We start from the raw sequence: 18,843 nt of genomic DNA, 5'->3' as shown, positions 1-18,843 counted from the left end.
CATTTCGTAAACTCCGTACTCGCTCAGATTTTATTAATATGCGTCAAGGACTGAAATTGGCAGTACTATTTCATACTCTGTCGCGCTCCGCCCTCTTTACAGCACGAACGGTCGCTCTTCTCTGCCGAAACTCCCCGACTCTTAATTGCTCAGAGAAGTCTCTTATTCAAGCCGGTTGTCTCCTCCCGTTACTATTTGTCCCTGTTATCACACGGTAATAACGCCTTTTTACCTGCGCCGCAGGTGAGATTAACTTTTCGTTATTGTTCAGTAATAAATAAGGGAACTTATGAAATTAACAGGATCTGCTTTTGTCCTTGCCGCTTTACTGGCAGGGGCGGGCGTCAGCGTTTCAGCTAACGCCGCCACGACCTCGCCATCGGCAAACTGCGAACAGGGTCACCAGAACTGCATGAAAGAACTAGGCACGCTGGAACGCGCCGTCAACGGTGAGAAAGTGAAGGTCGTTGAAGGGCAAACGATTCGTGCACGCTTCTTTAACGACGGAACCGAACTGCCAAATCTGGAAACGCGCGTCACCATTCTTGCTGGCGAAGAGGCCCACTGGTCCTACGCCCTCGCCCAGGCTATCAATCAGCAGCACCCTGAACTGCGTGCCGGTTTCAGGCACAGCAACGGCGAGATTACACCTGATGAGTCAGAGCCAAATAAGGTGTATGCCAAACAGAACAACCCTCTCAGTCACGTAGAAGTGTCCTTCAATTAATTCAGGGAAGATTATTTTGAAACTACTCAAGATGAATAATATTACGTCGGCGTTAGCCGTGGCATTGATTGGTATGTATTCCACGGGCGCACTGGCGCATGGCTATGTTTTTGAACCAAAATCCCGTTCGGTGATTCATTTCCCGCCGATGAACGATAAAGGTGAGCATAGTAACGTCTGGCCTGCTGACGCCGTGGAAGCGCCGAAGCTCCCGGCTGGCAACGATATGAGCCCAACCCCGATCGCCAACGAACAGCTGTTCCAGTTCCCGCCGGATGGAAAACTGGCAAGCGGTGGTTCAACGGCAACTCCCGCCTTCAGCAAGCTTGATGACGAAAAGCAGAATACCTACAACAACCCTATGTCTGCGGGTCCGCACCAGTTTAAATGGCATTTACCGGCTAAGCACCGCACCACCTATTTTACCTACTACATCACTAAGCCGGACTGGCAGTCTGTTCCGGGTGCGGATTCGCGCCTGACCAGGGCGATGTTTGAAGATAAGCCATTCTGCCATAAGGTTTATACCTATGCGCCAGGCAACCCGTCGGCCGATATTTCTCTCCCGACAGGCTTCGAAACCCACACCTGCGACGTACCGGAGCGTGAAGGTAAGCAGAAAATTTATGCCGTCTGGCGCGTGCGCGATACCGATAACGCATTTTATCAGATGATTGACGTCGATTTTGGCGGTGAAGTCATTACCAAACCGGTGGCCAACGTCACGCCATCCAGTCATAACCTGTCAACCAGCACGCTGTCGCTGGACGGTAGCGCCTCAACGGGGAAAGAGCTGAAGTACAGCTGGGCCGTCACCAGCAATGCCGATAAGGTCATTCTGGAAAACAGCACCAGTGCTAAAGCCAGCATTCGCCTGAAGGCTAAACCTGAGAGCGATTTTACCGTCAACGTGAAGCTGACCGTCACCAATGATAAAAACGTGAGTGATTCAAAAACCGTCACCCTGAATGCCAAAGCTGAAGCGGATAGCACGGCACCGGAGGCGAAGGCAGGCAGTGACTTCACCGTTTACAGCAACAGTGAATCACGTGGTTATGACCTTAACGGTTCCGCAAGCGTCAATGCTGAAAAATACCAATGGACTATCGTTTCAGGGCAGGACATTGGTGCGTTGCAGGTTGCTAACGGTGGCGAATGGGTTTCAACCGTCCACGCGGCAAAAGCCCGTGCGCTGATTAAACCCGGCAAAATCGGTAAAGTGACCTATCGCCTGACGGTGACGGCCAAAAATGGCAAAACCAGCACCGACGATATCACCGTGACCGTGAAGGAAGCGCAGCAGGCTTCTGATGTGCAGATCAATACGGGCAACAACCAGGACACCATCGTTGGCAGTGACGTTATTGCTGCCGCCGTCGTGTCCAAAAATAATGACTCGTTAAAAGGGGCAAAAATTGAATGGTCCGCACTGAATCACGCCGATAAGATTCAGATCTCGTCACCAAATAACTTCAGCACCAACCTCATGGGTAAACATCCGTATACCGACAATGTGGACGTGACGCTGCAGGTGAAAGTGACGGCACCTGATACCGGTAAAGTCTCCACGGCAACGAAGGTGATCAAGCTGCGCCCGGCGCAAACCGATGTAAAAGCCTGGGATCACAGCAAGACTTACAAGACACCTTGTGAAAAAGTGAGCTATGAGGGCAACATCTGGCTGAACAGCTGGGAAACCCGAGGCGTTAAGCCTGGTTCCGATGGCGAGTGGGGCGTCTGGAAGAAAGAAGGTGCTGCCAACATGCCTAAAGAGTGCAAATAATACTGTAAGTTAACTCTGGCCGGGTCTTCACTGACCCGCGCCTCACATTATCATTCCCTGCCTACACTTTCGTTATCATTTTTGCGCCGGAAATCGCCCCTTCGTTCCGGCGCTTTTTTATCGGTATAAGATCACCCACCCTATCGCGGCAATAATCGGATACGGTCCGAAGGGAAACGGTTGACCGGGCTTGATCCGCAACAGAATCAGCGCCGTGATCAGCGCCAGCAGGGTCGAGGCAACAAAAACATCCAGCAGCGCCAGCGGGCCAAGCCACGCCCCGATCGCCGCCAGCAGTTTCATATCCCCCATCCCCATCCCTTCATGGCCGCGCAATAAACGGAACAGCAAAGAGAGCGTCCAGGGCACGCCAAATCCCAGCAGAGCGGCGATTAATGCCTGCGTTGGCTCCACCCGGCTATAGCCGCTGACGGCAAACGCTAGCGACATCACTAGCAGCGGGAGCGTCAGACGGTCGGGCAGGAGCATGGTGCGCAGGTCAATAAACAGCAGCGGCAGCAAAAACGTCACCGCCAGCAGGTCGAACAGGCTCTGCGGCGTGATGCCCTGCTGCCAGATAATCACTCCGTACAGCAGCGCCATAAGCCCTTCAACCAGCGGATAGCGCCACGATATCGCCTGACCACAGCTGGCGCAGCGCCCGCGCAGCAGCAGCCAGCCCATCAGAGGAACATTGTGGCGAAATTTAATGGGGTGTTTACAGCGTGGGCAGTGGGAAGCAGGCCACGATAAAGAGAGTGCTTCACCGTGGAGAATCAAGGGGAGCCGATAAATGATGACATTGCAAAAACTGCCGATAATGGCGCCCAGAAAAACGCTAAAAACGAGTATTACACTCTCAACCATGGTTCCACACTCTGAGGGACATGCAATCTCCGATAATAGCAGAGACTACTCGTTATATTTAGGCAGCCTGTTTGCACGTAAAGTACAAAAGTCTCCGCGCAAGTTCGCCCATTCAATATTCAGATGCGCTTTTGCATATTGTGCCGCTTCTTTCCACAATAATGCCGCGATATGCCACTCTTTTCCCTGTTCATGTTCTGCCGCTCGTGAAGAAAGTGAAAACCACAGGGTAGCAGGATCGCGTTTGTCGCTTTGCCAGTCCATCGTTAAGCCCTTTAGAAAAAATCCCAGCGTATCAATAGCGACGATAAAATAATTGAGCTTAAAATGATAAATACCTGAATAACGCTGAATGCCTCAGTGGGAGAACAACGCTGATTACCAATATTATCCGCTGGCTGGCCTTTTCGGGTCTCTATATCCTGCTGGCATTGCTGAGCTTTCATACGCGGGATAGCTGGAGCCTCTCCACCACGCTCTGGCTCCCGGCGCCGCTGCTTTTCGCCGCGTTATGGCTGACGGCCCCGCGAGAGTGGCCGCTGTGGCTGGCTACCGCGGGCTTGCTGCATGTGTTTGCTGGCGTCTGGATAGGCCGCCCGCTGACGCTGGCGTGCCTGTTCGCCCTCTTCGACGTCGCGATATTTCCACTGTGCGTCGCCGTCTTTCGTCTGAATGCGCAACTGCCTGCGCTGCGTTTTGCGCGCAGGCCGATTATTGGTGAACTGATCTACCCCCTACAGTTAATCTTCAGCATTTTTTGCGGCAGCCTGCTGCTTAATCTGGCGCTGTTACTCTCAGGGTATCCGATTGCGCCTCTGCATTTTTTTTCCTGGGTGCTGGCGGCATTAACCGGCATTCTCGCCATTCTGCCGCTGCTGCGTGAGAGCAAAATGCCGTCGCACCCGCGGTTTAACGGGCGGGAAGCTCTGCTCCTTGCCGCGAATACCCTGGTGCTGATGACGGGGTACTTTTTCCTGCCACCGCTCTGGCAGGGGCTAAACCTGCTGCTGGTGCAAACGACGGTGGTTTTACTGAGCGTGTTTGCGCTCTCCGGACGCGGCGTTGGCGCTCTGCTGCTCATTCAATACCTGATTGTGGTGCTGGCGACCCAGCAGCGGGAAGGGATTTTTTACACGCTAACGCCCGATCTCATCCCCGCAATCTGGCAGGCGCAGTGGTACCTGGTATTTTCGGCGATTTTTGCCAACTGTTTATATCAGTACCGCCGCTGGATCCAACAGCAACAGGCGCTCGCGGCCAGCACCAGTGCCATCATTATTCGCCTGTCGCAGACGGGTTCTTGCGTCGTGTTTCGCCTCTCGATGCCAGAGGAGGAGATCCACTGGCAAGGCAGTACGGAAGCGCTGTTCCCTGATGAGGAAAAGACGCTGAGCACCCTGACGCTACTGGACGCACACTGCGATACGCCGTTCCTGCCCGGTTTTCGCGCCTGGTACTCACAGCAACGTGAAAGCAGCTTTGCCCGGGAAGTTGTTCTGCAAACGCTGCACGGAAGGCAGATGCGCGGGATGGTGATGTTTCACAGGATCGGCAACACCGCGCATCTGATGGGGGGAGTGAGCCTCTTTCTCACAGCATCCGCTGCAGAATCTCCCGCTGCCCGCTAAAGGTGTATTTCAACACCGCCGCGACATGCCCAAGCAGAATCACACCCAGCAAAATGCAGCTGTAGCGATGCACCTGGAAGAAAAACGCATTCACTTCGGCGATGGCAATCGGGCGGGAAACCGGCACCAGACCAAACAGGTTGTAGTCTTTTTGCAGCATCAGAAAACCGCTAACCAGCACCACCATAATGGTCAGATAAAACAGCTCATGAATAAATACCACCAGCTGTTTTTTACGTCCGGCTACCGTTGCCGGATAGGGCACCGAAGGGCGGAAGAAACGCCAGACGAAGCGCACCATCATGACAGGTGTGGCGATGGTACCCAGCGACATATTCAGCACGGAGAAGAAGGTAAACCAGCGGGTTCCTTCCAGCGCGTGCAGAATATAGCCCATGCACATCGCGTAGATAATGACGGCTGCGACCACCCAGTGCAGAAGGCGAGAAAACCGATCGTAACGTTTGGCAATAACCAGAGAAGTTTGCATAGTCGTTGTCCTGTAAAACAAACAGCACGGCTCCCTGCGAAGCCATGCTGTTTAAGAAATAGGTTATTCAGCTACCCACAAGTTGCGGGCCCGATCCGGCGACCAATGGCTGGCACCTGTATGGCCAATCTGACAGCGGTAAACGTTGCCCTCATAGAGCACTTTATCCCCTACGGCATAGAGTTTGCCCGGCGTGAATGGGGTAACGTCGCCGCCCTGGCCGCCCTCTTCGCCTCCGCCATCGTCATTATCGGGCACGGTAACATTGACCGGCTGGCTCGGCGTAGCGAAGTTGTTGGCTGCATCATAGGCGATGACCGTATAGCGATAGCTCATGCCAGGCTGGGTTTGGGTGTCAGTAAAGTTGAGTTCATGGGTATCACCGATCTTTTCCAGACCGCGCCAGATGGCATACCCCGCCACGCCAGTATTATCCTTAGCTGGCAGCCAGCTGAGCGAAACATCCTGCCCCTTCAGCGTGGCCTGCACGCCCTGCACCTGTGTTGGCGCCTGAGTATCTGTTTCGTCGCCCCCATCCGGCAGACTTCCGTCAAGGATGCTCTGGTAGCGGTTCAGAAATTCATAGCCGTAATGTTGACCATTTTTAGTGTTGCCATTGTCCCAGTTCACTGACCAGGTCATGAGCCCTTTTACCGCTTCATTTTTCTCTTCCAGTCGCGAAAGTGCGTTAAAGACACTCTGCGCGTCTCGCACATAGCCGGTTCCTGCCGCATCCGGGTTGGCCGGAAGACCAATCACCAGCTTGTTCGCCGGGATCTTCACATAACCGCGCGTCCCGTTTGCCAGGCTGTCGGTGAGATAGTAAAGGAAAAGCTCTTTTTGACGGTCGCTATAGCCCTTCCCCCATTCCTGCGGCAGCCACCATTCACCGACTTCGTCCTTCTCCTCCTGCGTCATCATATTCACGCCGTCGCCCGCCTGGTTGTAATACTGTGGAGCGATAAAGTCATACACGCCCTCAAGATTTTGCAGGTAGGCTTTGTAGTTCACCCCGCGATCGGCCTGGAGATAGGGAAACTCTGGCGCCATGCTGATGATGAAGTGTTTGCCCTGCTGCTGATAATGGTCGCGCACCATTTTCAGCGCCGCCGGGATCACCGTACTGTTGTCAGCCGCGGTAATGGCCGTCTGCTCCAGGTCGATATCAAGACCATCAAAACCATAGCGATCGGTCAGGCGAATAATCTCCGCCGCAAGCGCTTCAGTCTGGTCTTTGTTCAGTGCAATGTGCGCGTCAGCGCCGCCCAGTGAAATCAACACCGCGCGCCCCTGCTCGTTCAGCTCTGCAACCTGAGCGCGGAACTCCTCATCGCTCGCGTTGTAGGGTTTGAAGGTGGGAATATTCCCGCTCTGCCCATCCATGACTTTCATGAAGGAGACGTTGACGACGTTGTAGCCTCTCGGGACTTCACGCAGCGACATATCAGAAGGTAAGCCTCCCTGATAGCCGCGCGCTTTGTCTATCTCTTCCGGGTTAATTCCCCAGTTGTGCCAATAACCTACGAGAATTTTTTTCTGACTGATATCCGGCATCTGTGAGGCGGCGTCGGTTGCGGCCGCATGGCTAAACGTGCTGACCAGCATTCCGCTTAACGCCAGCCCCGCGGCGATAGCGCTCAGAGATATTTTATTTTTCTTTAACATGGGAGATATCCTGCTCCAGGTTTAATAATGAAATCCTGTCCCGCAAGATAGGATATTCATCTTCCTGAAAACAGGAGAACAGCTCACTGCAGCAGCAGATTTAAAACTCGTCAGCCTGGATATGTCTTATAATAAAATTATCGTGAGATTATTTATACTCACACATTGCTACCCAGTTATCATTAATTTTCATCAGCCAGCTATCTTTATTAATCGGCTTGAATAACAGGTTAATATACTGACCATCTTCACTTATCAGAAAGGTCTTCTCCGGCAGCTGATCGCCAACGGCAATTTTTAATTCTGCCACCCGGCCATTGATGACGTTTCCCTTCTGTGTCACCGATTTTAACTGCAGGGTTCGGTTGAATACCCGGTTACCGGCCTCATCGGTTTTTACACCAAATAGCGTTAGCCTGTGGAGTTTAGGCCACCAGGTGATCACACCATTAAACTGGTAATGCTGCAGGCTTTCATCAATAAATTTGCCATTACGTATGACGCTGCTGCAGGGCTCGGCGGGCACTTTTCTGCTCTCCAGGTAGTTGCTGGTCAGGTAAGCCAGCGCGCCACCCAGCGAAACGCTGATGCAAACCATCAATATGACGAATAGTATTCGTAACCGCATTTTCCCTCCTGAGATAGTTCGCCTTCACATTGCGCAACGAACACTTTTGGACCGTTCGACGCGATGTACACGTTATTGATGCCCGCCGGCAGGGCATGCCGCTTTCTCGCCAGAGCCTGCCGATCGACACTGCGCAGCGAAGAGAGATGAAACATGACGCCATCTACGTAGAGATTTTCCTGAAACGCCTGCGGCGTGTCCGCCGTGCAGACCACCACCAGCGTTGGAAGGGTAATCAACAAGCTGCACAGCGCCGCCAGCAGAGTCCCGTATTGACGTGAGGGAGTTTTCATTGACTCCGCCGTGATAGCAGGCAACGACGGGCAATCGACGGGAGTGGGACAAGACGCGTTATCAGGCTCTTCTGGCGGCGGGCAAGCGACCTCACTGTCCTGCGTTTCGCAGGGTGCCAGTACTACACCATAACGGGGAATGGTTTTAATGATCGAGCCCGGCAGTCCGGCATTTTGCAGCTTGCGGCGGAGCATTTTTATAAGCTGGTGATAGCTGGATTCGCTAACAATCATGCCCTGGTTAAGCCAGATCTCTTCAAATATGGTCTCTTTTTTACATTTGCCGCTGAGGATCAACTCCAGCAAACGACGCTCGTTGGGCGTCAGATGTATATCACCATGATCCACGGTTGCCAGAGATGATTTTTCCGGTACGAACGTTACTGACGCTGAAAGAGAGATTTCTTCGTTATTCACGGGTAGGTCCTGGATAATAAAATTACAGCGTTTACATTGTTATGACGAAAAAGCGCAGGGATTAACAGTTACATGTCTGTTATCTAATTCAGGCACAAATTAACAACATATCCTTATAAATGATAGTACCTTCGCTCTTTGCGCTATTTCCCGTCCTGATTTTTCCACAACCAATTCATGAGTTCAGAAAGTTTATTCTGAGTAACGCCTGAGTAATACCTGATATTCAACCTGAACAATAAGGAATTCCTTTCCGTACCTGAGAAATATCGTCCTCCATGCCGCTATTTCGCGATAAATAACAAACCATTCAGCTGCTCCGGAAAAAATCTCTATCATAGAATGTGAAAACGTCGTTACTTTACCTTTCGGTTTTCCATCAGGATCGGCTGATGCCCCCCAGCAACTATACAGCCCACCACTTTTTAGCTACTCTTTTTCACCTCACTCTGCTCTACACTGTAAGAGTGATGCTAAAGCGCCATTCGCTAAGATGTGCGGTGAACACCTGTCTTTTCCTTGCCGGATCGGATGTCATGCTAAAAACAGTTCTGATTGCCGACGACCACCCTGTCTATTTATTAGGCTTGCGCACATTGCTGCAGACGCGCCCGGACCTTTATCGGGTCGTTCACGAAGCGCTCAGTGCTGATGAACTCATGAATAAACTGGCGAGCGAGCCTGTCGATATCATCATCACCGACCTGAGTATGCCCGGCACGCGCAGCCCGGACGGATTAACCATGATCCGCTCGCTGATTCGCCATTATCCGCAGAGCATGATTGTGGTGGTCACCATGATCACCAATCCTGAGCTTCTGGACTCGCTGCGGCGCAGCGGGGTGCATGCCGTTCTCAACAAAGCCAGTTTGTCCAACAATCTGCTGCAGACGCTGCGCAGCACCCTGCGGGGGCAAATCGAACCGGTGAAGCCTCAGGCACAGTTGACCGAACGGGAAACAGAAGTGCTGCGCCTGCTGGTGCGCGGTTTCACCGTGAACCAGATCAGCGCCCAGCTTAACCGGACGAAGCAGACCATCAGTACGCAAAAAAAGAGTGCCATGAGCAAACTCAACGCCAGGAATGATTTCGAGCTGCTTCAGTGCGCGCAAAGTCTGGGGCTGGTTAGCTGAGCATGCGCAGAGGCTGGCTGGCGACATTATTTATCCTCATGCTGATAAGCGGGCACGCGGCGGCTGGCGCGCTGCGCGTGGGCCTGCTGAGCGCCGCGCCGCCTTTTCTCGCTATCGATCGGCCGCCGGGAATTCTGGATGATGAACTCAGCATATTGTTTAGCAATACGACGCTGCCGGACGTCCAGCGTTTTAGCGACCCGGCAACGGCGCTGGATGCGTTGAAGCGAAAGCGCATCGATGTGTTAATTGCCGCAAGGCGTCCTGCAGCCGATCTGGTCGCCAGCGAGCCAATGTTCGCTTTCCCGCTGGCGTCCCTGAGCATAAAAGAGGGACGCGGCGGTACACTGTGCTTTCCGGAATTACCGTCAGAGGTCGCGGCCCGCTGCTCTGCGACGGGTTCAGCCTCACCGGGAGAAAACGTCAGGCAGCTGGCAGCAGGGAAAGCGCGGGAATTCATCGCCCCGGAGTTTGTTTTACGTAACTGGCTGACCCACTCCCCCGCCACCACGCTGACCCTGACGCCGCTGGACGATACTCCCCCGCTACATTTTCGTGCCTGGGCTCTGCCTGAGCAGGCAAACACGCTGGAAATCTTCAACGAGCGTATTCACACCCTTAACCCGGAAGACGCTGAATGGCTGGAACAAAAGTGGCTTTTGCCGGACGGCAGCGTCTTTGACGCCCGCCATTCCCCCGTGAAGGAAAATGCGCCCAAAATCACGCTGCACGTTTTGCTTCCCGCTATTTCGCCGCCAATGGTCACACTCACGCCTGACGGGCATATTCAGGGGGTATGGCGCGATCTGCTGCTCAATCTGTTTCCGTCCAATCTGTATAGCCTGACCTTCAACCTTGATGCGCCCCCGCTTCAGTATGCGGAGAACACGTTGCGCATAGTCGCCAGCGCGACGCCACCGTCAAAGAGTGCCATCACGTTTGACTCACTGAGCTGGGCCCTGCTCAGTGAGGACAGCAACCCGCTTTCCGGCTCCTTGTCCGCATTACAGCATAAGCGGATTGCCGTCATACGCATCTCTCCGCTCGTCACGTTACTGCGTCAGGCATTACCTGCGGATAACCTGGTGCTGGTTAACTCGCTCGATCAGGGTTTTGAATTGCTCAAAGCCGGAGGCGCGGACGGGCTTGCGGGCGATGCGTTTATACTCCATCACCTGCTGCGCCAGCATAACGCCAGCAATCTGTCGCTGACGCCGCTGGCGCTGCCGGAAGTGCCTCTATGGTTTGTACCAAATATTTCTGACCCGGCGGATGCCAAAAGGGTGAATGCGGTCATAGCGTCCGTAACGCAGGCTGATATCTACGCGAGCCTTAACCTGTCGCAGGCCGTACAGACGACACCCACCGCCCCGGTGCAATCGCTATGGCTGGTCATGCTCGCCGTGGTGGCGATTTGCGCAGCATTCGTCGCCCTGCTGACCTTTAGCGCCGCGCAGAGCCAGCGACGCCAGCGCGAGCGGGACACGGCAGAGCTGCACAACGCGCTCTCACTCTGGCAAACTCTGATGAACAATGTCCCGGTGCCGCTGTTTGTCTGCGATCCGACCGGGCGGCTGACGCGCTATAACGACTCCTTTATTCACTCACCGTTACTCACGGCACTGCCCGAAGAGGGCGCCTCCTTTTCCAGCCTGCCTTTAGGCGAGCTTGCCCAACAGTTTACGTTGCCGCATCGCCTCTCGCTGCTCCATGCCGCGTCGCCGTTAACGGGTGAAACCACACAGAACAATTCCACCCTTTACTGGTGGCTTTGCCGCTATACCGATACGCGGGGGCGGCCTCAGGGCGTGGTCGGAGGCTGGATCGATATCACTGAAAAAGCCGCGCTGACCGCTGCGCTCAATCAGGCGCTGGCGCAGGCGGAGCAGGCCAGCACTGAAAAATCGAACTTCCTCGCCCGCATGAGCCATGACATTCGTACCCCGCTCAACGCCATGCTGGGCCTGCTTGAGATGGAGCGCGACAAAAGCGAGTCCCTCAACATCGCCTGGCAGGCAGCCGGGTCATTGCGCGACGTGATTGGCGGCGTACTGGATTTGTCGCGGATTGAAGCAGGCGAGTTAAGGCTGGAGCCACAGGCCTGGCCCCTGTGGCAGACGCTTAACGCCAGCGCGGAGATTTTTGCCAGCAGCGCCAACGCTAAAGGTCTCCACTGGCGCAGCGAGTTGAACGTGCCGCACGACGGCTGGTTCCTGTTCGATAAAGCACGGCTGAATCAGATCATCGCCAATCTGTTGGGCAACGCCATTAAATATACGCCGCAGGGAGAAATTGTTTTTCACGCCGAGCTCAACGGTGAACATTTGCAGCTGTTGATTCGCGACACTGGCATCGGTATCCCGGCCGATGCCCTTCCACACCTCGGCCAGCCGTGGTTTCAGACTGACAGCAGCACGCCGCAAAGCAGCGGGCTGGGGCTGGCGATCTGTTACCAGTTAGTCGAGCTGATGGGAGGCGTGCTGACGATAGCCAGCGAAGCGGGGAGCGGTACGCAGGTGACGGTGAGCATACCGCTTCATGTCGCCAGCCCGGCGGCAACGGCCGATGAGACACCTGTAATAACCCCGCTGCCACCGCATCGCATTATGATCGTTGACGATTTTCCGGCAAACCTGACGGTGTTAGCGCTCCAGCTGCAGGAGCTGGGTCAGGAGGTTATTCCTTGCGCCAGCGCTGGCGAAGCCCTTGCGCGCCTGGAAAACGAGCCGGTGGATATCCTGATAACCGACTGCCAGATGGCCCTCATGGACGGCTATCAACTTACATCGTTAATACTCCTGCGCGATATTGCCGGCAGCATCACCGCGCCGGCCGCGATTCTCGGTTACACCGCCAGCGCGCTGCAGAGTGAGGACGATCGGGCAAAACATGCCGGAATGGACGCGTTATTGCGAAAACCGCTCTCCCTCAATGCCCTGCATCAGGCGCTGGCGCAGCAATACAGCCTGCGCAATCAGGGGCCTGACCTCAGCGAACTCCGGCGTCTGGCCAACGGTCAACCGGAGATCATGACCCTGATGCGCCAGCAAATGCGCGAAGCCATTACCCTTGATATTCGACAGCTACGGGAAAACACCCCGTCACCGCAAACGCTAAGCCAGCTCGCGCATCGTCTGAAGGCCTCCTGGAGCCTCTTTGCCATGCGCAACGCCACCCGCACCTGTCAGGCGATTGAAGTGTTGCCGGAGATGCTGGCGGCAGGGGTCATAACGGCTGAAGCCCTGCCTGCGCTGACATCGCGTTTCTGCGCGCGCATGGAAGCGAATCTGCAGCAACTCGATACCGCACTGAAGGAATTATCTGACAAGTACTAAAGAATGCTCTGCATAGGATCTGTATCTTTCTGGTCATCCGGCGGCGTTATCCCTACCGTCGCCCACATTTTCGAAGGAGAAACCATGAAAGTCCGTATCGCTATTGCCGATGAGCACACCATTATCCGTCGTGGCGTCTTATCCATGATCACCAATATGCCCTCTCTTTTCAGCGACGGCTCACCCCGCCCGGAGTTTTGCATTCAGGGCGATACCGCAACGCCATCTGAGCTGCTTTCACTGCTATCCCAACAGCCTGTCGACATTCTGTTCCTTGGCTTTTCTCTTGCCACCAGCCAAACCGTTAACCCGCTCAACGGAATGGACGGCGTATTGCTGATTAAATGGCTCAGCCGTAAATATCCGCAGCTTAAAATCATTGTGCTTTCGCCCTACAAAAACACGCAGCTTATCCGCATGTCGCTGGAGGCAGGCGCCAAAGCCTATATTAGTCGGGACACCTGTGAGAAAACCCTGAGCAGAACGCTGACGTCAGTGATCAATGGGGAAGTTTATATTGAGCGCGAGCTGATGCATTCCCTGTTCCAGACCGGCGCACAAACGGAGCAAGAGCTCTCGCCCCGTGAAATTGATGTGTTGCGTATGCTCTGCAAAGGGATGAGTCTGACAGAGATCGCCAGACAGCTGCATTTGAGTAATAAAACCGTCAGCGCCCATAAACTGCGCGCGATGGAAAAACTGGGGGTAAACAGCGACTGTCAGCTCTATTGCCTGCTGGCGAAAACGCAAATGTTCGATATTGCTATATGACATAAAAAAACCGCCTGTAAACAGGCGGTAGAGGCAAACGTACGCCTCAACGGTCGCTCTCAGCAATGACGCTCAGGATCAGAAATGGTATGTCATAGCCAGCCACCAGACGCGCCCCGGTTCAGGGATTTGCTGATTGGCGGCGTATCCGAACTGGCTGACGCCCGCCAGGTTGAGGTGCTCGCTGTAGTATTTATTGAACAGATTCTCAATACCCACGCGGGACTCAAAATGGTCGTTAAATGTGTAGCCCGCGCTCCACGAAAGCACACCAAACCCCGCGCTCGGGCCGAGATCCTGGCCGGTGACGTTACCTTTGTTTTGCGCCACGCGATGCTGCGGCGCAACCACACGCCAGAGTAATCCGGTGCGCCACTGTTGCCCGGTATAGTCCAGCGCCAGCCGCCCTTCGAGCGGCGGCATCTGCGGCAGCGGCTGTTTATCGCTACGATTCTCGCCCCAGGCGTAGCTCAGGCTTCCCGTCAGTGCCCAGTTGGGCGTCAGGCTCCAGCTTGCGCCCGTCTCCGCGCCCATTACGGCGGCATTGATGTTGCTGGCCTGCGACGGCGTGCGGCTATAATCAAACAAAATGTAATCGGTAGTTCGCCCGACATAGGCCGATGCCCAGGCGCTAACCTTGTCGCCGTGTAACTGCACGCCGCTATCCCATTGCAGGGTCTTTTCTGTTTTCAGCTGACGAAAGCTTTGTTCTCCAGCCTTGCCGGAAAATAGCTCCCAGTAATCAGGAAAACGTTCGGTATAACCGATGCCGCTATAAAGCATGACGGGTGCGTCAGGTACGCGATACTCATAGCGCGTGAATGCGCCGGGCAGGAGGTCGTGCCGGGAGCTATTTTGCGCGCTGCGCCGATCGTCCGCACGAATGCTATCCAGCCTCGCACCCACGATGACCGTATCGTCCGCCGTGACGGACTGGCGCCATTCGCTAAACAGACCCGCCTGGGTAAAACGGGCATCGTCACGCCACGATCCTGCGCTTTTTTTACGGTGACTTTTACGCATTACGTCCGCGCCGGCGGTAAGCGTGGTGGTTTCATCTTCCCACACGCCGGCAAGGCGGCTGCCCATCACCACGCCGCCAACTTCAGACTTACGCTTCGGTCCAACGGGCTGACGCAGGCTGTAGTTATCCATGATGTGGTCAGTATCATTGGCATAGAGCTGCCAGCTAAGTTTGCTGACGTGCTCGCTCAGGTGATATTTCTCCAGTTTTAGCGCCGCGCTTTTACGGGCAAAACGGCTACCATCCATCATCCGACCCGCATAGCGGGCTTTACCGTCGCTGGCTCCCACGCTTAGCTCCGCCAGCGTATCCTCATCAGGCGTGAGCCCAACCGTGACGCCGCTGTTCCATCTGCGCCACAGGCCCGGCACGCGGTTGCCATGACCATCCCGGTAGTCATCCGCCTCCGAATGATTACCGTCCAGGCGGACGTAGCCGCGCGGGTCGCCAAACGCGAGATTAAGGTTTTGATCCGCGCGTCCGTTCGCGCCCCGCAGCAGCTCAGCGCTGCCTTTTAGCTCAGGTACGCTGAAATAGTCCGGCTGGCGTTCAAAAAGCAATGTTCCGGCGGACCCCATTGGCCCCCAGAGCACGCTTTGTGGGCCTTTGATGACGGTTATCGTGTCGTAACTTTGCGGAGTGATATAGGCCGTTGGGGTATCCATGCGCGAGCCGCAGCCCCCCTGAGTGCTGACGCCGTCAGCAAGCAACGTCAGCCGGGAGCCGAACATTCCGCGCAACACCGGATCGCCGTTACTCCCGCCGCTGCGCAGCACGGAAAAACCCGGGATGTTTTTTAGCGCGCCCGCACCGTCGCTGGCAGGCAATTGTTGTGCTGGAGTATGAGCCGGAGCGATAAATGACGCGGGATCGCGATAATACCCCTCAACGGTCATCGACTCTTCAGCGTATGCCGGCCAAGCGGTGGCACAGCAGAGAACCAACAAGAGTGGACGGGAGGCGAGCAGGGAACGAATACCGCTCGCGGTGATACCAGACATAGCACAATTCCGTTTCGGTAAAGAAAATAAGCAAGGCGCTTATTGTCTTCATCCCCAGCAGCGGAATACACGACCTGCGGGCAAGAAGGCCCTCAGGGAAATCAGGAAATATCTGGCGGATAACGGAAATCTCAGGGACGCAGTTCAGCGCGCTTCGCCCAGGCGTGCCGTTTGCTGTCGTAAAAAATCCATCAACCGCAAACAGGCCGGCGAAAGCGGCTGCCCGACGTTTTTGACGATGCCCACATCCATATAGGTAATGCAGTCGTCAATGGTGCGCCGGATCACGCGCTGACCGCCGAGCGCCCACGGGCGATAGACCAGATCGGATAAAATCGTCACCCCCTTTCCCTGCGCGACCAGACTTCGAATCGCCTCAAAGGAGTTGGTGCGAAAATGAATGTCAGGATGACAGCCCCTGCTTTGCCAGTAGTCGGATATCACATCGGGATAATCGTCCGTCACCAGCAACAGAAATGGCGCCTTTTCCACATCCTTTAACCGAAGCTCCGGCACGCTGAGAAGAGGATGGCCGATGGCGGTCCATAACCGGCGCGGCGAACGGATCCACGTTTCGACCTCAAGCGTACTATCGTGGCTGATATTGGAGGTCAGCAAAAGACAAAAATCGAGATCTCCCTGACGCAAAGCCTGAAGCAGCTGCGATGCGGGCGCCTCATGAAATGCCGTCTCCAGCAGCGGAAAACGCTGCGCGATATCGCCCCAGAGATTGGGCAGCAGATAAGCGGAAAGGGTTTCGGCAATGCCGATGCGCACGACGCCGTTAATCGCCTCAGGCTGCTGATGGAGATCCTCCACCGCCGCGCGGCTATCGTGGAGGATCTTGCGGGCATGATTGAGAAATCGCTCGCCGACGGGAGTTAACTGGATCCCTTTTGCATGACGGATAAAGAGAGGGGCATTCACCGCCTCCTCCAGGTTGCGCATAGAGACCGTCATGGAAGATTGCGATATATGACAACGGCTGGCCGCTTTGGAAATTTGTAATGTTTCCGCTAACGCAATGTAGAACTCAAGTTGCCTGAGAGTAAACTTCATAGTTTCAGCCAATACCGTGAGATGAAAATATTATATTAGCATTTAATTCTGCACCGGCAGTACTCTAAAGGCAGACAAAATGTTTATTATCAGGAGCCTTTATGCCCTATTTTTTACTTAGTCTCGCGGCCTGTTTTTGGGGGGGTAATTATGTCGTCGGTCATTTACTGGTGGCGCATGCAGACCCGATTATATTATCCGCCGCACGCTGGATAATTACGGCTCTTCTTTTATCGATGCTTTATATCAGACAGATTCGCGCCCAGTGGCCGATGATGAAAAAGGCGAAAGGTACGATCATATTTCTTGCGCTGTGCGGACAGGTTATGTTCCCACTCACGCTGTATATCGGCCTGCAATATACTTCATCTCTTAATGCAGCTATTTATTTATCTACAACGCCTGCCCTGGTTTTATTGATAAACAAGCTGGTCTTTAAAGAGAAAATATCAGTACAGAATATTGCTGGCGTTGTTCTCAGTTCATTGGGCGTCGTCTGGCTGGTCATGCAGGGCGATCTGCTGCATCTGGATACGCTTAAAAATCTGAATCGCGGCGATATCTGGACCATGGGCTCTGCCGCCAGCTGGGCCGTTTATTGTGCTTTCTTGCGGATGAAGCCGAAAAGCGTCGGAGGGAATGCCTTTGTGGCCGTGAGCGCGGTCCTCGGTGCCCTGGTGTTGTTACCGGTACTGGCGATATCGTTGATAAAGACCGGCTTACCTGACTGGACGGCCTATACCGCACCGGGCTTTTTAAGCGGGCTGATGTACCTGGTGGTCTTTCCTTCCTGGCTCTCTTACCTGCTGTGGAATAAAGGCATTGCGGCTATCGGTGCAACCCGCGGGGAGATTTATTCCCACCTTATTCCGCTGAGCGGCGGTCTGTTCAGCGTGATGTTCCTGCACGTTACGTTGCATTCGTATCATCTGGTCAGCACGGTACTGATTCTGTTTGGCATTGCCCTCTGCTCTCGCGCCTCGCAAAGGAAAGTCGCGAAGATCGAACGCGCAGACGAAAAAGTACAGATATGAAAAAGGCCCACGTTATAAATAACGTGGGCCTGAATAGTGGCGGAACGGACGGGACTCGAACCCGCGACCCCCTGCGTGACAGGCAGGTATTCTAACCGACTGAACTACCGCTCCACTGTTCCCGCTTGGGGAACGAGGCGCATATTACGGTGTGCCTCCGATCTCGTCAACGCTTTTTCTCACGTTTTGAATCGTTTGCTGCAAAATTCACCCAACCGATGATTTTACAGGCATTGTGGCGTTTTTTCAGGCGCGCCACATACAGCTTCCGCCCTTCTTCTGCACAAGGTCGAGACGGGATTCATGGTTAAGTAGCTCTTCATCACTGGCTAAAACAACCCGCAAGCGGCTTGCCTGACGGACGACGCGCTGAATGCCCGCTTCGCCCTGCGTCTGCTGTGACTCATTTTCCATGCTGAACTTCATCGACGTCTGTCCGCCGGTCATTGCCAGATAGACGTCGGCCAGGATCTGGGCATCGAGCAATGCCCCGTGCAGCGTTCGCTTGGTGTTGTCTATTTCGTAACGTGAACAGAGCGCATCGAGGCTGTTACGCTTGCCGGGAAACATCTTCCTCGCCAGCGCCAGGCTATCGGTCACTTTGCAAAAGGTGTTTGTTTTCGGAATATCGCGATGGAGCTTACTAAACTCATAGTCCATAAAGCCGATATCGAACGAGGCGTTATGGATGATGAGTTCGGCGCCTTTGATGTATTCCAGAAACTCGTCTGCCACCTCACCAAAGGTCGGTTTATCCAGCAAGAACTCATCGGCAATACCGTGAACGCCGAACGCCTCTGGATCCACCAGCCGATCGGGTTTGAGATACACGTGGAAGTTGTTCCCCGTGAGACGACGGTTCACCACTTCAACGGCACCGATCTCAATGATCTTATGCCCTTCGTAGTGCGCGCCGATCTGGTTCATACCGGTGGTTTCGGTATCGAGGACAATCTGGCGAGTAATTGCAGTGCTCATAGCGGTCATT

The 18,843-nt window shown here is 54.5% G+C and carries 16 protein-coding genes and 1 tRNA gene; 7 read left to right on the top strand and 10 right to left on the bottom strand.

Going from position 1 to position 18,843, the window contains the following annotated elements; translation table 11 throughout:
- The first annotated feature begins 289 nt into the window (after positions 1–289).
- Both IB212_RS04430 and IB212_RS04425 read left to right on the top strand, forming a co-directional pair.
- Positions 290–727, top strand: a complete 438-nt coding sequence (locus IB212_RS04430; RefSeq protein WP_041911163.1) for a hypothetical protein — start codon at positions 290–292, stop codon at positions 725–727.
- Between the two features lie 16 nt (positions 728–743).
- Positions 744–2,510, top strand: a complete 1,767-nt coding sequence (locus IB212_RS04425) for a lytic polysaccharide monooxygenase (protein WP_126296588.1) — start codon at positions 744–746, stop codon at positions 2,508–2,510.
- A gap of 117 nt (positions 2,511–2,627) precedes the next feature.
- On the opposite strand, the gene IB212_RS04420 is transcribed toward IB212_RS04425, so the two are convergent.
- Both IB212_RS04420 and IB212_RS04415 read right to left on the bottom strand, forming a co-directional pair.
- A complete protein-coding gene (locus IB212_RS04420) occupies positions 2,628–3,377 on the bottom strand; it encodes an A24 family peptidase (RefSeq protein ID WP_041911164.1) in 750 nt (249 codons plus the stop codon).
- A 45-nt stretch (positions 3,378–3,422) separates the two neighbouring features.
- Positions 3,423–3,641: an ANR family transcriptional regulator gene (locus IB212_RS04415; RefSeq protein ID WP_120247323.1), complete on the bottom strand. Its 219-nt coding sequence runs from the start codon at positions 3,639–3,641 to the stop codon at positions 3,423–3,425.
- Positions 3,642–3,808: 167 nt separating this feature from the next.
- On the opposite strand from IB212_RS04415, the gene IB212_RS04410 reads away from it, so the two are divergent.
- Positions 3,809–5,005, top strand: a complete 1,197-nt coding sequence (locus IB212_RS04410; RefSeq protein ID WP_188246086.1) for a hypothetical protein — start codon at positions 3,809–3,811, stop codon at positions 5,003–5,005.
- Here the strand turns inward: IB212_RS04410 and IB212_RS04405 are convergent.
- The 4 genes from IB212_RS04405 to IB212_RS04390 form a co-directional block, all read right to left on the bottom strand.
- Complete coding sequence (locus IB212_RS04405) at positions 4,968–5,495, bottom strand: cytochrome b (protein ID WP_041911166.1); 528 nt, start codon at positions 5,493–5,495, stop codon at positions 4,968–4,970. The genes IB212_RS04410 and IB212_RS04405 overlap by 38 nt on opposite strands.
- 63 nt (positions 5,496–5,558) lie before the next feature.
- Positions 5,559–7,160 carry a glycosyl hydrolase family 18 protein gene (locus IB212_RS04400; RefSeq protein ID WP_051486145.1) on the bottom strand — a complete coding sequence of 534 codons (1,602 nt, stop codon included), beginning with the start codon at positions 7,158–7,160 and terminating at the stop codon, positions 5,559–5,561.
- A 148-nt stretch (positions 7,161–7,308) separates the two neighbouring features.
- Entirely contained in the window at positions 7,309–7,788 is a 480-nt protein-coding gene (locus tag IB212_RS04395; RefSeq protein WP_126296587.1) for a hypothetical protein, read from the bottom strand.
- On the bottom strand, positions 7,758–8,498 hold the full coding sequence (locus IB212_RS04390) for a helix-turn-helix domain-containing protein (RefSeq protein ID WP_188246085.1): 741 nt from the start codon (positions 8,496–8,498) through the stop codon (positions 7,758–7,760). Before IB212_RS04390 ends, IB212_RS04395 begins: the two co-directional genes overlap by 31 nt.
- A gap of 536 nt (positions 8,499–9,034) precedes the next feature.
- On the opposite strand from IB212_RS04390, the gene IB212_RS04385 reads away from it, so the two are divergent.
- From IB212_RS04385 to IB212_RS04375, 3 genes are all read left to right on the top strand, one after another.
- The gene (locus IB212_RS04385; protein WP_041911168.1) at positions 9,035–9,631 is read left to right on the top strand and encodes a response regulator transcription factor; all 597 of its coding nucleotides are present in this window, start codon (positions 9,035–9,037) and stop codon (positions 9,629–9,631) included.
- Between the two features lie 2 nt (positions 9,632–9,633).
- Positions 9,634–12,966 (top strand): ATP-binding protein, encoded by a 3,333-nt coding sequence (locus tag IB212_RS04380; RefSeq protein ID WP_188246084.1) that lies wholly within the window; start codon positions 9,634–9,636, stop codon positions 12,964–12,966.
- Positions 12,967–13,050: 84 nt separating this feature from the next.
- Entirely contained in the window at positions 13,051–13,737 is a 687-nt protein-coding gene (locus tag IB212_RS04375; protein ID WP_041911170.1) for a response regulator transcription factor, read from the top strand.
- A gap of 78 nt (positions 13,738–13,815) precedes the next feature.
- On the opposite strand, the gene IB212_RS04370 is transcribed toward IB212_RS04375, so the two are convergent.
- Both IB212_RS04370 and IB212_RS04365 read right to left on the bottom strand, forming a co-directional pair.
- Complete coding sequence (locus IB212_RS04370) at positions 13,816–15,762, bottom strand: TonB-dependent copper receptor (protein WP_188246083.1); 1,947 nt, start codon at positions 15,760–15,762, stop codon at positions 13,816–13,818.
- Positions 15,763–15,906: 144 nt separating this feature from the next.
- Positions 15,907–16,821, bottom strand: a complete 915-nt coding sequence (locus tag IB212_RS04365; protein WP_041911171.1) for a LysR family transcriptional regulator — start codon at positions 16,819–16,821, stop codon at positions 15,907–15,909.
- Between the two features lie 101 nt (positions 16,822–16,922).
- Here IB212_RS04365 and IB212_RS04360 point away from each other — a divergent pair, with 101 nt between their 5' ends.
- Positions 16,923–17,855 (top strand): DMT family transporter, encoded by a 933-nt coding sequence (locus IB212_RS04360; RefSeq protein ID WP_041911172.1) that lies wholly within the window; start codon positions 16,923–16,925, stop codon positions 17,853–17,855.
- 37 nt (positions 17,856–17,892) lie between these two features.
- Here the strand turns inward: IB212_RS04360 and IB212_RS04355 are convergent.
- Both IB212_RS04355 and dnaQ read right to left on the bottom strand, forming a co-directional pair.
- Positions 17,893–17,969, bottom strand: a tRNA-Asp gene (locus IB212_RS04355).
- A 132-nt stretch (positions 17,970–18,101) separates the two neighbouring features.
- The gene (dnaQ, locus tag IB212_RS04350) at positions 18,102–18,833 is read right to left on the bottom strand and encodes a DNA polymerase III subunit epsilon (RefSeq protein ID WP_028015611.1); all 732 of its coding nucleotides are present in this window, start codon (positions 18,831–18,833) and stop codon (positions 18,102–18,104) included.
- Between the last annotated feature and the right edge of the window lie 10 nt (positions 18,834–18,843).

The sequence above is a fragment of the Enterobacter sp. E12 genome, from assembly GCF_014596715.2.
GTDB lineage: Bacteria > Pseudomonadota > Gammaproteobacteria > Enterobacterales > Enterobacteriaceae > Enterobacter > Enterobacter bugandensis.
Note: the sequence above shows the minus strand (reverse complement) of the source record. Positions and strands in the feature narration are given on the sequence as shown.